Origin of the sequence: Mesorhizobium sp. B3-1-8, from assembly GCF_006439495.1 — a bacterium.
Classification (GTDB): Bacteria; Pseudomonadota; Alphaproteobacteria; order Rhizobiales; family Rhizobiaceae; genus Mesorhizobium.
Map to the genome: position 1 here is coordinate 56,236 of NZ_VFTK01000016.1, position 13,363 is coordinate 69,598.

General features: G+C 64.6%; 10 protein-coding genes and 1 pseudogene. 5 read left to right on the top strand and 6 right to left on the bottom strand.

All coding sequences use genetic code 11. The features are described from left to right. Nucleotides 1-786 carry a coniferyl-alcohol dehydrogenase gene (locus tag FJ424_RS16490; protein ID WP_140656864.1) on the top strand — a complete coding sequence of 262 codons (786 nt, stop codon included), beginning with the start codon at nucleotides 1-3 and terminating at the stop codon, nucleotides 784-786. A 39-nt stretch (nucleotides 787-825) separates the two neighbouring features. Continuing rightward, nucleotides 826-2,260: pseudogene (locus tag FJ424_RS16495) on the top strand (aldehyde dehydrogenase). A gap of 53 nt (nucleotides 2,261-2,313) precedes the next feature. On the opposite strand, the gene FJ424_RS16500 reads toward FJ424_RS16495, so the two are convergent. The 5 genes from FJ424_RS16500 to FJ424_RS16520 all read right to left on the bottom strand — a co-directional run bounded on the left by FJ424_RS16500 (nucleotide 2,314) and on the right by FJ424_RS16520 (nucleotide 7,182). Continuing rightward, nucleotides 2,314-3,186 carry a sugar phosphate isomerase/epimerase family protein gene (locus FJ424_RS16500; protein ID WP_246677266.1) on the bottom strand — a complete coding sequence of 291 codons (873 nt, stop codon included), beginning with the start codon at nucleotides 3,184-3,186 and terminating at the stop codon, nucleotides 2,314-2,316. Next, nucleotides 3,170-3,946: an ATP-binding cassette domain-containing protein gene (locus tag FJ424_RS16505; protein ID WP_140656656.1), complete on the bottom strand. Its 777-nt coding sequence runs from the start codon at nucleotides 3,944-3,946 to the stop codon at nucleotides 3,170-3,172. The genes FJ424_RS16500 and FJ424_RS16505 overlap by 17 nt, the downstream gene beginning before the upstream one ends. Continuing rightward, the gene (locus FJ424_RS16510) at nucleotides 3,943-4,929 is read right to left on the bottom strand and encodes an ABC transporter permease (RefSeq protein ID WP_140656649.1); all 987 of its coding nucleotides are present in this window, start codon (nucleotides 4,927-4,929) and stop codon (nucleotides 3,943-3,945) included. The genes FJ424_RS16505 and FJ424_RS16510 overlap by 4 nt, the downstream gene beginning before the upstream one ends. Nucleotides 4,930-5,055: 126 nt before the next feature. Next, on the bottom strand, nucleotides 5,056-6,045 hold the full coding sequence (locus FJ424_RS16515; protein WP_140656644.1) for a substrate-binding domain-containing protein: 990 nt from the start codon (nucleotides 6,043-6,045) through the stop codon (nucleotides 5,056-5,058). 60 nt (nucleotides 6,046-6,105) lie between these two features. Then, nucleotides 6,106-7,182: a LacI family DNA-binding transcriptional regulator gene (locus FJ424_RS16520; protein ID WP_140656637.1), complete on the bottom strand. Its 1,077-nt coding sequence runs from the start codon at nucleotides 7,180-7,182 to the stop codon at nucleotides 6,106-6,108. 144 nt (nucleotides 7,183-7,326) lie between these two features. On the opposite strand from FJ424_RS16520, the gene FJ424_RS16525 reads away from it, so the two are divergent. Next, on the top strand, nucleotides 7,327-8,358 hold the full coding sequence (locus FJ424_RS16525) for a hydroxyacid dehydrogenase (RefSeq protein ID WP_140656631.1): 1,032 nt from the start codon (nucleotides 7,327-7,329) through the stop codon (nucleotides 8,356-8,358). A 15-nt stretch (nucleotides 8,359-8,373) separates the two neighbouring features. On the opposite strand, the gene FJ424_RS34450 is transcribed toward FJ424_RS16525, so the two are convergent. Further along, complete coding sequence (locus FJ424_RS34450) at nucleotides 8,374-8,670, bottom strand: FCD domain-containing protein (RefSeq protein ID WP_348639929.1); 297 nt, start codon at nucleotides 8,668-8,670, stop codon at nucleotides 8,374-8,376. A gap of 207 nt (nucleotides 8,671-8,877) precedes the next feature. Between FJ424_RS34450 and FJ424_RS16535 the strand changes: the two genes are divergently transcribed. Both FJ424_RS16535 and FJ424_RS16540 read left to right on the top strand, forming a co-directional pair. After that, nucleotides 8,878-10,038, top strand: coding sequence for an efflux RND transporter periplasmic adaptor subunit (locus FJ424_RS16535; protein WP_246677267.1), 1,161 nt, complete (start codon nucleotides 8,878-8,880; stop codon nucleotides 10,036-10,038). Then, nucleotides 10,038-13,196, top strand: coding sequence for an efflux RND transporter permease subunit (locus FJ424_RS16540; RefSeq protein ID WP_140656617.1), 3,159 nt, complete (start codon nucleotides 10,038-10,040; stop codon nucleotides 13,194-13,196). Before FJ424_RS16535 ends, FJ424_RS16540 begins: the two co-directional genes overlap by 1 nt. Nucleotides 13,197-13,363 lie beyond the last annotated feature (167 nt).

A 13,363-nucleotide genomic window follows, 5' to 3' on the forward strand; every position in this document is an offset into this window, starting at 1 on the left:
ATCCTGTTCGGCAAGACGATCCTCATCACCGGAGTCGCCTCGGGTATCGGCGCCCGCACCGCGGAGCTGGCGGGCCAGCTCGGCGCCGAAGTGATCGGCGTCGATTTGCGCGAGCCGGCCGGCCACCAGGGCGTCTTCGTCCAGGCCGACATCTCGTCCAAGGCCGGCGTCGACGATCTCGCCGCGCGGCTGCCGCAACGCCTCGACGCGCTCTGCAACGTCGCCGGCCTCTCCGGCAACACCGGTGCCGCGCCGACGCTCGCCGTCAACTTCTACGGCCTTCGCGCGCTTTCCGAGGCGCTGGCGCCAAGGCTTCGCGAAGGCGGCGCCATCGTCAACGTCGCCTCCATCGCCGGCTATGCCTGGCGCGCCAATCTGAACCGCGCCGCCTCGATGGTCAGCATCGAAGGCTTTCCCGATGTCGCCAAGGTGATCGCCGACCATGCGGTGAAGAACGAGGAAGGCTATCCTGTCTCGAAGGAGCTTTTGCTCCTGTGGACCTTCCGCGCCGCGCATCAGGAACTGTTCAAGAGCCGTGGCATCCGCGTCAACGCGGTCAGTCCCGGCCCAGTGGAGACGCCGATCCTCAAGCAATTCCGCAGCGTGCTTGGCGATGCCCGCGTCGACAGCGATATCGCGCGGGTCGGCCGCGCCGGCACATCGGGCGACATCGCGCCTGTGGTGCTGTTCCTGTGCTCGGATGGAGCACGCTGGATCAACGGCGCCAATGTGCCGGTCGACGGCGGCCTCGAAGCATCAATAAACGCCGAAGTGCTCGGCTTCTGAGACAATCTGCAACGCCCGATCGCGAGCGAGGAGAAACCCATGGACATCGGACTTCTGATTGACGGCGGCGACCGGCAAAGCCTCCTATGAGCGCCTGGACCCATTCACCGGCAAGCTCGCGACGCGCGCCGCTGCCGCAAGCGTCGCCGACGCCAACGCGGCCGCCGATGCCGCGGCCGCTGCCTTCGATGCCTGGTCGAAGACCGGGCCTGGCGAACGCCGGGCGCTGCTTTCCAAGGCAGCCGACGTCATGGCTGCCAAGGTCGGCGAGTTCACGAAACTGATGATGGAAGAGACTGGCGCCACTGGCCCCTGGGCCGGCTTCAACGTCATGCTGGCGTCGAACATGCTGCGCGAAGCGGCGGCGATGACCACGCAGATCTCCGGCGAGGTTATTCCGTCCGACAAGCCCGGCACGCTTGCCATGGCGATCCGCCAGCCGGCGGGCGTGTGCCTCGGCATCGCGCCATGGAACGCGCCTGTCATCCTCGGCACGCGCGCGCTCGCCATGCCGCTCGCCTGCGGCAACACGGTCGTGCTGAAGGCCTCCGAAATGTGCCCAGGCACGCACCGCCTGATTGGCCAGGTGCTGGTCGAGGCTGGCCTGCCCAAGGGCGTGGTCAATGTCCTCACCAACGACCCGAAGGACGCGGCGGCAATCGTCGAGACGCTGATCGCACACCCGGCGGTGAAGCGTGTCAACTTCACCGGCTCGACCAAGGTCGGCCGCATCATCGCCGAGCTCTCCGGGCGGCATCTTAAGCCGGCCCTGCTCGAGCTCGGCGGCAAGGCGCCCCTGGTCGTGCTGGACGACGCCGACATCGACGCGGCGGTCAATGCCGCAACCTTCGGCGCCTTCATGCATCAGGGCCAAATCTGCATGTCGACCGAACGGCTGATCGTCGATGAGAAGATCGCAGACGAATTCGTCTCCAAGCTCGCCGCCCGCGCTTCGCAATTGGCGGCCGGCGACCCGCGCGGCCATGTCGTGCTCGGCTCGCTGATCAGCAGCCAAGCGGCGGACAAGATGGAAGAACTGATCGCCGACGCGACCGCGAAGGGAGCCACGCTCGCGGCCGGCGGCAAGCGCACCGGCACGGTCGTGGAAGCCACACTTCTCGATCACGTGACGCCCGCCATGCGCGTCTATGCGGAAGAATCCTTCGGTCCGGTGAAGCCGGTCATTCGCGTGAAAGGCGAGGACGAGGCGGTGCGCGTCGCCAACGACACCGAATACGGCCTGTCGTCGGCCGTCTTCAGCCGCGACATCCGCCGCGCGCTCGCCGTCGCGGCGCTCATCCAGGCCGGCATCTGCCACATCAACGGCCCGACCGTCGGCGACGAGGCGCAGATGCCGTTCGGCGGCGTCAAGGGCTCGGGTTACGGCCGCTTCGGCGGCAAGGCCTCGATCGCCGAATTCACCGACCTGCGCTGGGTGACGATCGAGGATCCCGGACAGCACTATCCGTTCTGAGAGGCGCCTGCTTTTTCCCTTCTCCCCTTGTGTGGGGGAAGGAAGATATGAGCTCACCCCAGCGTCAGCCCCGCCTTCTTCGCCTCCTCGCGCAGGAACGGCAGGCCAACCTCGATGACGTCGCGCGGATCTTCCGCCACCGGCCGCCACACCGCGAGCCCGCCGGCGATGTCGACATCGACATGGTTCATGCTTTCGAGCGTGATCGCGCCCTGATAGCCGATGTCGGCGATTGCCTTCATGCAGGCCGCCCAGTTGAGCATGCCGCGACCCGGCACGCCGCGATTTGCCTCCGACACATGCACATAGCCGAGATAAGGCGCCGCCGCCTCGAAACCGGAAGCGAAGCTCTCCTCCTCGATATGCATGTGGTAGGTGTCGAGATGGATGAAGATGTTGTCGGCGCCGACGCGCTCGATGATGCGCGCCGCGTCGACGCCGCGGTTGATCAGATGCGTCTCGTAGCGGTTGCAGGGCTCGATGCCGAGCTTCAAGCCGCGCGACTTCGCCGCCTTCGCCGCGCGTTCGAGGAAACGGCACATGCCGTCGATCTCGCGCTGCGTCGGGGCGCGGCCGGTGGTCTTGCCGATCGTGCCGTAGGTGACCCCGCCGAGCGCCTCGGCGCCGACCTCGTTGCAGACCCGGAAAGCCGGCTCGAGGAAATCCAGCGCCTCGGCCGGCCGTTCGACCACATCGAGCGCGCGCGGCAGGCCGAGCGAGGGGACCAGTTCAACACCGTAGTGATTGGCAAAGCTACGCGTCCGCTTGGTGTCGATCTCCTCAGGCCGAAGCAAAGGGATCTCCATCAGGCCGATGCCGTATTCCTTGAGCCGGTCCATCTGCGGCTCGATGCGGGCGAGGTCCCAGACCGGCGCGATGGCGAAAGTGTGCAGTCCGAAGGTGTTCATGTCAGCCTCGTTGCTCATGCGCCGCCGCTGCGGCCGTATCGCCGCCGCCGACGATGCGGCTAACGACTTCGTTCATGTTGGTGTTGGCGGTGACGAGATCGGCATCCGCCCTGCCGTGGCGCAGCACAACGATGCGATCGGTGACCGACAGCACGTCGTTCAGCCGGTGTGAGATCAGGATGACGGCGATCCCTTCCGACTTCAGCCGCCGGATGAGATCGAGCACGCTCTGCACCTCGCGCACGGCAAGCGCCGCAGTCGGTTCGTCCATGATGACGAGCTTCGGATTGAAGGTGAGCGCCCGCGCGATCGCCACCGTCTGCTGTTGGCCGCCGGAGAACGAACCGACCGACCGGTTTATCGACGGCAGATGCGCACCCAGCCGCTCGATCATTTTCGACGCTTGGCGATCCATCTCGCTTTTGTCGACGAAGCCGGGGAACAGGCCGAACAGCCTTTTCGTCGGTTCGCGACCGAGGAAGATGTTCGACGCCACGTCCTGTTGCTTGGCCAAAGAAAGATCCTGGTAGATCATTTCGATGCCGAGGCGCCGCCGCTGACCGGGGTCCAGCGCCAGGATATCCTTGCCGTCGAACTCGATCGAGCCGGTGTCGGCACGGTAGATGCCGGTGATGGTCTTCATCAGCGTCGACTTGCCGGCGCCATTGTCGCCGACCAACCCGACCACCTCGCCGGCTGCGACCGAAAGGTCGACGCCATGCAGCACGTCGACCGCGCCAAAACTCTTGCGGATGTTGTGGAGCGAGAGCAGGGTCATACGCGCGACTCCTTCCGCACCTGGTATTGGTCGATGAAGACCGCGAGGATCAGCACCGCGCCGATCGCCATCTGCTGGTAGTAGGATTGCACGGCAAGCAGCGTCAGCCCGTTCTGCAGCACGCCCATGATCAGCGCGCCGATCATCGTGCCGAGGATCGAGGCGCGGCCGCCGAACAGATTGGTGCCGCCGATGATCGCCGCCGTGATCGCGGTAAGCTCGTAGTTGATACCGGCGGTCGGGTCGCCGGCATTGACGCGGGCGGTGAACAGCAAGCCGGCAAGCCCGGCCAGCGCGCCGGACAGCGTATAGATGATGCGGCGGTGGTGCTCGACGCGTATGCCTGCGGCGCGCGCCGCGCCCTCGCTGTCGCCCAGCGCCAGTGTGTGGCGGCCGAAGCGGGTATAGGCAAGCACCGCATGCGCGACGATCGCCGTCAGCACCAGTATGATCACCGGCATGGGAATGCCAAACGGCCTGCCCTGTCCGATATAGACGATCTCCGGCGGCAAGCCGTAGATCGCCCTGCCCTGAGAGATCACCAGCGCCAGGCCGCGCGCAAGGCCAAGCATCCCAAGCGTGACGATGAACGCCGGCACGAAGGCGCGGGTCACCAATTGCCCGTTGATATAGCCGGCAATGCCGCCTGCGAGGATACAGGCCAGCACCGCCAGCACCGACGGCCAGCCGAGATTGACGGCGACGAAGGCGCCGGCCACGCCCGCAAGACCCATCACCGAGCCGAGCGACAGATCGAGCCCGCCCGAGCCGATGACGAAAGTGGCGGCGATCGCCAGCACGCCGATCGTCGAGGTCGCGAGCAGGATGTTGAGGAAATTGCTGAGCGACAGGAAATAGGGCGACAGCAGCGCCATCGCCGTGCTCAGCGCCAAAAGCACCACCAGCGACTCAAGTCTGATGTGGAGCCTTTCGACGGATGCGCGCTGCACCCGAGCCCAGAAGCCGGGCTGTTCAGAAGCCATGTCTTTGCACCTTGAGAGAGGGCAGTAAGGCAGTAGGCAGTAGGGCTTAGGCAGTAGGGAAAATAGGAGAGCGATCCGAGCGGCACGAACCGCTTACTTGCCTACTGCCTACTGCCTATTTCCTACTCACTTCACATATTGCAGCATCGGCTCCTTGCCGGCGTCGATCACGCCCTTGGTCAGCACCAGCGTGGGCACGGCGATGCTGTCCTCGACCTTCTCGCCGGCCAGCGCCTTCTTGACGTTCTCGACCGCCTGCTTGCCGACCAGATAGGGAAGCTGCGCAACCGAGGCGTTGAGGCGGCCTTCCTTGATCGACTTCACCGCGTCCGAATTGCCGTCGACGCCGATGATCGTCACCTGCGGACCCTTGCCGGCGGCGTAGACGGATTCCACGGCGCCCAGCGCCATACCGTCATTGGCGCAGAAGATGGCGACGAGATCCGGATGCGCCGTCAGCGTGTCGGTGGCGATCGAGGCGGCCTTGCCGCGATCCCAGTCGCCCGGCAGCGAGGCGACGATTTCGAGCCCTGGCGCCAGTTCCTCCAGCTTGTCGGCAAAGCCCTTGGCGCGTTTTTCGCCGGTGATGTTGCCGGAAAGGCCTTCGATCACCAGCACCGGACCTTTGGCATCCTTGCCGAGCTTGTTGGCGAGGTATTCGGCGCCCTGCGCGCCGGCGGCGATGTTGTCGGAGCCGATATGGAAGGTCACCTTGACGCCTTCCTTGTCCAGCACCGCCTGGTCGAGATTGTTGTCGAGGTCGACGATCTTGATGCCGGCGTCCTGCGCCGACTTCAGGCAAGGCAGAAGGTTGGTCGAGTTGATCGCGGCGGTGATCATCGCCACCGGCTTGCGCTCGAGCATCGTGTTGCAAAGGTTGAGCTGCGGCTCGGCCGCCTGGTCGCTCTCGGCCGCCTGCTGGAAGTATTTCACGCCGGCTTCCTTGGCGCCGTCCGCGACGCCCTGCGCCATCGCGCCCCAGAACGGGTTGGCCAGCGTCTTCATCAGCACGCCATATTCGCCGTCCTCGGCCTTGGCGGTACCGACGGCGCAAAACGCAAGCGCGACACCCATGGCAAGGGTTAATCGATTTATCTTCAAGAAATACGATGTCATTCGATCCTCCGTTGATCCTTGGCGCCGGATGCCTCGGCCAGGGCCGGCGCTAGCTTCCGTTCACGACAATGGGGGCTGTTGTCGGTCTCCTCCCCCGGAATGCGGACCGCTGCCTGGCGAGCCAACGGATTCCCGCATCAACACCTGGCAGGGCTCGAGCCGCGCCGTGGGTGGTCCCACGGCGCCCTCGACCCTGCGAAACAAAAGGTTCATCGCCTCGCTGGCGATCTGGCGCACCGGCTGCACCACTGCGGCGATCGCCGGCCATGTCACCTGCATCCATTCCGCATCGTCGAAGCCGACCAGCGAGATGTCGTTCGGGCAATGCCAGTCACGCCGGCGGAACTCGGACAGCGCGACGAGCGTGCCCTTCAAGAGCAGCGAATAGACGGCGGTCGGCCGCTCGCCCCTGGCAAAGTAATCGCGAAGCGAAGCCCTCAACGGCTCGACGCTGACTTCCGAGGTGATGACGTCGATGCGCACCGATGGGTTGAGCGCCAGCGCTTGCGCGCGAAAACCCTCGAGGCGGGCGCGCACGGTCGCCGCCTGCTCGGCAAGGCCGATGACCAGGATATGGCTGTGGCCCTTACCGACCAGCATCCGCGCCACCTCGGCGCTGGCGGAGGCGCTGTCGGCCGATACAGTGTCGAAGGCGTCGTCGGATAAGACGCGGTCGATCAGCACGCCGGTCATGCCGTGGGCTTTCATGAAGGCGGCCGCCGGACCATGCTCGTTGCGCACCGGCGCCAGCACGACGCCGGCAACACGCCAGTCATGCATGCGGGCAAGGATTTCCTTCTCGCGCGCCTCGGATTCACGGCTCGATGCGGCGACCAAAGTGTAGCCGCGCTGTTCGGCAAGGCCTTCGAGCTCGGTGACCATCTGGCCGAAGAACTCGCTCTCGAACTCGGGCATTATGGCGCCGATGATGCGGCGCTTGGCGCGACGCATGTCGGAGGCTAGTGGATCGACGCGGTAACCCAGACGCTCGACGGCGTCAAACACACGCTGCGCGTTTTCCGGCTTGACCGTGGTGACGCCGGCCAGCACCTTGGAGACAGTGGCCGCGGACACGCCGGCATGACTTGCCACGTCGTGGATCGACGGACGCCGCTGCCGGATTTGGTGTTGTGCCATTGACCTCCTCCCGAGGGCAGGCAGCCGATTTTCTGCCTCGCTACTGTAATCGATAAATCGATTTTTCGTTCTTGTAAATCGTTTCATCGGGAGTAAGACTTGAATGCGTGATTGACGCGATCCAATCGCGCCCGGAGGAAAAACATGCCCGACAAAGCCTTGCCGCTGGTCATCAGCGCGCCCGAACCGCGCACATTGGAGCTCATCTTCACGCCGCCACAGCTGGCGCGCCTGCGCAAACACTATCGCATTGTCGAGACCACCCCGGAAGGCGTTGCCGCCTTGCCCGCCGATACTCTGGCCGAGGCGCGTTTTATCATCGGCCAGCCGCCGATTTCAGCCGAGACGCTGGAGAAGCTGAAGACGCTGCGCTGCATCTTCAATGTCGAGACGAACCTGCTCAACAACATGCCCTATGAGACGCTGTTTGCGCGCGGCATCCATGTCGTCACCACGGGCCTGGTCTTTGCCGAGCCGGTCGCGGAGCTCGGCATTGCCATGGCGCTGAATCTCGCCAGAAACATCGTCGACGCCGATCTCGCCTTCCGGCAAGGCAAGGAGCTCTGGGGCGGCGACGGCAACCAGACCGCGCGGCTTCTCTCCGGCGCCAATGTCGGCATCATCGGCTTCGGCGATCTTGGCCGCGCGCTCAACCGGTTGCTGACCGGCTTCCGCACCCGCACCAAGGTCTACGATCCGTGGCTGCCGCCGTCGATCCTGATCGACAATGGCGTCGAGCCGGCCTCGCTGGGTGAGGTGTTGTCGCAAAGCGATTTCGTCTTCGTCGTCGCTTCGGTCACCAGCGAGAACCAGGGTTTCCTCGGCGCGGACGCATTTGCCAAAATGCGCAAGGGCGCGGCCTTCATCCTGCTCAGCCGCGCCGGCGTCGTCGATTTCGCGGCACTCATGGCGGCGGTGAAGAGCGGCCATATCATCGCCGCAAGCGACGTCTTCCCAGAGGAGCCGCTGGCGCAGGACCATCCTGTCCGCGCCCTCGCCGGCTTCCTGCGCTCGGCGCACCGCGCCGGGGCGCTCGACATCGCCTTCAAGCGGATGGGCGACATGGTGCTTGAGGACATGGACCTCATCGACCGCGGCTTGCCGCCACTGCGCTCCAAGCGCGCCGAGCGCGAGACGGTTTCGCGCATGCGCTCCAAGCCCGTCGACCGGAATTGAGCTGAAACAAGCCGCCTAAAGCGTGCCCAACCGACGCGCGTCGCGGGCGATTTGCCAAGCCGTCTCCACATGCCGCCGGGCCGCGGCCTCCGCCGCTTCCGGCTTGCGTAAGCGGATCGCATCTATGATCGCGTGCATTTCGGCGAACGCCGCTCGCGGCGGTTTGCATCGTCTCGTCGCCCGGTGTTTTTCGATACGGGTGCAGCTTTCCTGTTTCCCGCTTGAGCAGTTGATTGTCGCTTCGGATCGAGCCCCGGCTATGAACAAAATTTGATTTTGCCGCGATGGTCCGGTCAAGGCGGCCTCACGCATCGTTGAATGCCGCAGCGCAACATGACCGATCTGTAAGCTGACAGCGCAGCGTCGACAGGACTACTGTCCCGCCGATCGACGAGGTCGATCCCAACCTCCAACCATCCTGAAAAGGCTAGGTATTCTGGCCCGCAGGTGGACGGCATCATGAGCATTTCATCAACGCAGCAAGCCAGTCGCAAACGGCAGCATCGCTCTCGGAGCATCGTGCTTTTGGCCGTACTCATTCTGCTTGGCGGCGGCTATGGCCTATGGCGCAACCACGCCCAGGCAAAGGCTGCCGCGAGCGCGGCGTCGGCGCAGCCCGCGCCCAAGGTTCCGGTCACTGTCGCCACGGTGCGGAAGGCCGATTTCCCACTTTATCTATACGGGCTCGGCACGGTGACGCCGCTGAACAGCGTCAGCATCTCGAGCCGTGTCGCCGGTGTCGTCGACCAGGTCCCGGTCGAGCAGGGGCAGATGGTCAAGCAAGGCGACTTGCTTGCCGAGATCGACCCTCGCCCCTATCAGGCCGCACTCGACCAGGCAAAGGCCAAGGAGGCGGAGGACGAAGCGACGCTCAAGAATGCGCAAGTGGTCCTCAAACGCCTCTCCACGCTCCTGCAAAAGACCTTCGAAACCCAGCAGGATGTCGACAACCAGCAGGCGGTGGTCACGACCACCGCCGCCACGATCGAGGGCGACAAGGCGGCCATCGAGGCGGCGCAGCTCAACCTCGACTTCACCAGGATCACGGCGCCGCTGTCCGGTAAGACGAGCTTCCGCACCATCGATCCGGGCAACATCGTGCAGGCCGGCCAGAGTCCCGGGCTTTTCACTCTCGTGCAGCTTCAGCCCATCTACGTGTCGTTCACGCAGCCGCAGGACGAGGTCGCGACCATCAACAAGGTTTTCACGGCCGGCCCCATGCCGATCGACACGCTTGGCGCGGATATGAAGACGGTGCTGGCCAGCGGTAAGCTGGAAGCGGTCCAGAACCAGGTCGACCAGGCCTCCGGCACGATTTCGCTCAAGGCGACATTCGCCAACCAGGACAATGCTTTGTGGCCGGGTCTTTCGGTCAACACGCGCATGCGCATCGGCACGATGTCAGGCGCGATCGTGGTGCCGGACGAAGCCGTCCAGCATGGCCCTGACGGGCTCTTCGCCTATGTCGTCGGCGACGACGGCAAGGTCCATCGGCAGACGGTCAAGACAGGTCCTTCGGATGGCGGCGAGACGGTCGTGACCGATGGTCTGAGCCAAGGGCAGCGTGTCGTGATCGCCGGCCAATACCGCGTGGTTGACGGCGCAAGTGTCGACGCCGCGCCCCCACCCGGTGCCGGCCAGACGCAGGCTGGCACCGCGCAGCCCGGAGGTGCAAGCTGATGGCTGCGATCGGTGTTTCCACGCCTTTCATCCGCTACCCGGTCGCTACCTCGCTCCTGATGATCGGCGTGCTGTTCGTCGGCGTCGTCGCCTATCTCAACCTGCCGGTCGCGCCGATGCCCAACGTCGACTTCCCGACGATCCAGGTGTCAACCAGCCTGCCGGGCGCCGACCCGATCACCATGGCGTCGTCGGTGACCCAGCCGCTCGAGACGCAGTTCGCGCAGATCCCCGGCATTGCCGAAATGACGTCGAGCAGCCTGTCAGGCTCCAGCCAGGTCACGCTGCAATTCGCTCTCAACGTCGACATCGCATCGGCCGCCGGGCTGGTGCAGTCGGCCATCAACGCCGCCGGCGGACAATTGCCGAAGAACCTCCCCAATCCGCCCACCTATAGGGAGGTCAATCCAACCGACTCGCCGATCATGCTGATCGGGGCGAGCTCGACGGACTTGCCGCTGACGACGTTGAGCGACGACGTCTACACCAAGCTTGCGCAGGTGATCAGCCATGTCGACGGCGTCGGCCAGGTGCTGGTCGGCGGCCAGCAGACGCCGTCGATCCGGGTCCAGCTCGATCCGGCCAAGCTGGCGGCAAGGGGCCTGTCGCTCGAAGCGGTGCGCACCCCGCTCTCGATCGGCACCGTGGACCTGCCCAAAGGCAACATCCAGGGCGAGGTGCGCTCCTTCACCATCTTCTCCAACGATCAGATGACCGCGGCCGACGATTGGAACAACGCCATCATCGCCTATCGCGACGGCGCGCCGGTGCGGGTCAAGGATGTCGGCCGGGCGGTGCTCGACGCGCAGGACTACACCCAGGCCGGCTGGGCCGACACGACGCGCGGCGTCGTCCTCGTCATCTTCAAGGAGCCAGGCGCCAACATCATCGACACGGTCGACAAGATCAAGGCGGAGCTGCCGATGCTGACCGCCTCGATGCCGGCCTCGCTCAAATTGCAGGTGCTTTCGGATCGCACCCAGACCATCCGCGCTTCGGTAGCGGACGTGCAGTTCACGCTGATGCTCACCATCGGGCTGGTCGTGATGGTGATCTTCCTGTTCCTGCGCAATGTCTGGGCGACGGCCATCCCAGCCTTCACCGTCCCGCTGGCGCTGCTCGGCGCCTGCGGCCTGATGTGGTCCGCCGGCTATTCGATCGACAATCTGTCGCTGATGGCCTTGACCATCTCCATAGGCTTCGTCGTCGATGACGCCATCGTCATGCTGGAGAACATCGTCCGCTACATCGAGCATGGCGAGAAGCCGATGCAGGCAGCGATCCGCGGCGCCAGCGAGATTGGCTTCACCATTATGTCGATCTCGATCTCGCTGGTGGCGGTGCTGATCCCATTGCTCCTGATGAGCGGCATCATCGGCCGCCTGTTCAAGGAGTTCGCGGTGACGCTGGCCATGACCATTCTGGTTTCGGCCTGCGTTTCGCTGACGCTTACCCCGATGCTCGCCTCACGCTTCATCAAGCCGGCGGCCGAGGAACACCACGGCAAGCTCTACCGCTGGAGCGAAAGCGTCTTCGACGGCATGCTGCGCGCCTATGAGCGCGGCCTCGACCGGGCGCTTGCGCATCGTTTCATCACCCTTCTGGTGTTCCTGGGCTGCGTGGCGCTGACCGGCTATTTCTTCACCCTTGTCCCGAGCGGTTTCTTTCCGCAGCAGGATACCGGCCTGATTTTCGGCCAGGTGATCGCCGGCCAGGATGTCTCCGCCGGCCAGATGCAGTCCTATATGGCGCAATTTGCCGGGATCGTCTCCAAGGATCCGGCGGTGGCGCATTTCGCGGCATCGACGGGCGGCAGCGGCAACACGCAGAACACCGGCCGCATGTTCATCCAGTTGAAGCCGCGCGACGAGCGCGACGCTTCGGCCGACCAGATCATCCGCCGGTTGCAGCCGAAGCTCGCGGCCGTTCAGGGCGCGCGCCTGTTCATGCAGGCCTCGCAGGACGTGCGTGTCGGCGGCAAGCTGTCCGCGTCGCAATACCAGTATGTGCTGGAAAGCAGCGATCTCGACACGCTGGACAGCTGGGCGCCCAAGCTGTTGACGGCCTTGCAGCGCTTGCCCGAATTGCGGGACGTCTCGACCGACCAGATGAGTTCCGGCACCACGCTCACGCTGCAGGTCGATCGCGACCAGGCTGCTCGCTACGGCCTGACGGCCAACGACGTCGACAACACGCTCAACGACGCTTTCGGCCAGCGCCAGATCGCCCAATATTTCACCCAGCTTTCAACCTATGACGTGATCATGGAGGTGCTGCCGTCGCTGCGCGGCAACCTCAAGGCGCTCGACCAGATCTATCTGACGACATCGAGCGGGTCGCAGGTGCCGCTCTCGGCCATCGCCAAGTGGACGACGAAGCCGGTGCAGCCGCTGGTCATCAACCATGAAGGCCAGTTCCCGTCGGTAACGATCAGCTTCAACCTGGCGCCCAATGTAGCGCTGGGACAAGCCACCGCCGCGATCGACAGGACCGCCGCCGAGATGCGGCTGCCCGCCACCATCCAGACCAGCTACACGGGCACGGCCCAAGCCTTCCAGCAGTCGCTGTCATCCGTGCCGGTGCTCATCCTCGGCGCATTGGTCGTGGTCTATTTGATCCTCGGCATCCTCTACGAAAGCTACATCCACCCGCTGACCATTCTGTCCACCCTGCCCTCGGCCGGGCTTGGCGCGCTGGGAACGCTGCTCGTCTTCCACATGGAGTTCAACCTGATCGGCCTGATCGGCGTCATCCTGCTCATCGGCATCGTGAAGAAGAATGGCATCATGATGGTCGACTTTGCCATCGCGGCGGAACGGGACCAGCATCTCAGTTCGCTGGAGTCGATCCGCCAGGCCTGCCTGCTCAGGTTCCGCCCCATCATGATGACCACCATGGTCTCGATGCTCGGCGCACTGCCGCTGATGCTGGGGAACGGCACCGGGGCGGAGATCCGCCAGCCCCTCGGCTACACGATGTTCGGCGGACTGCTCGTCAGTCAGGCGCTGACGCTCTTCACCACACCGGTGATCTATCTCTACCTCGACGATCTTTCGCATTGGCTGAGCTCGTTCCGCGGTCACGAAGAAAGCCATGACGAGCCGGAACTCCCGTTGGACGAGATCAGCCTTGCCCGACGCAAGCTGGCGGCCGAGTAGCGGCAGGCATCCCCAGAAGCCAGCAACGTTCTTTCGTAAGCCATTGATCGCGACAGCGGTTGTCCGGCTGAATTGTCGGCGGAGCTCCGTCAGCATCCACCGTTCTCGGGCGACGCAACAAGGTCGTTGACAAGCAAATGCTTGATTAATAAGTTCGGTGACAGAAC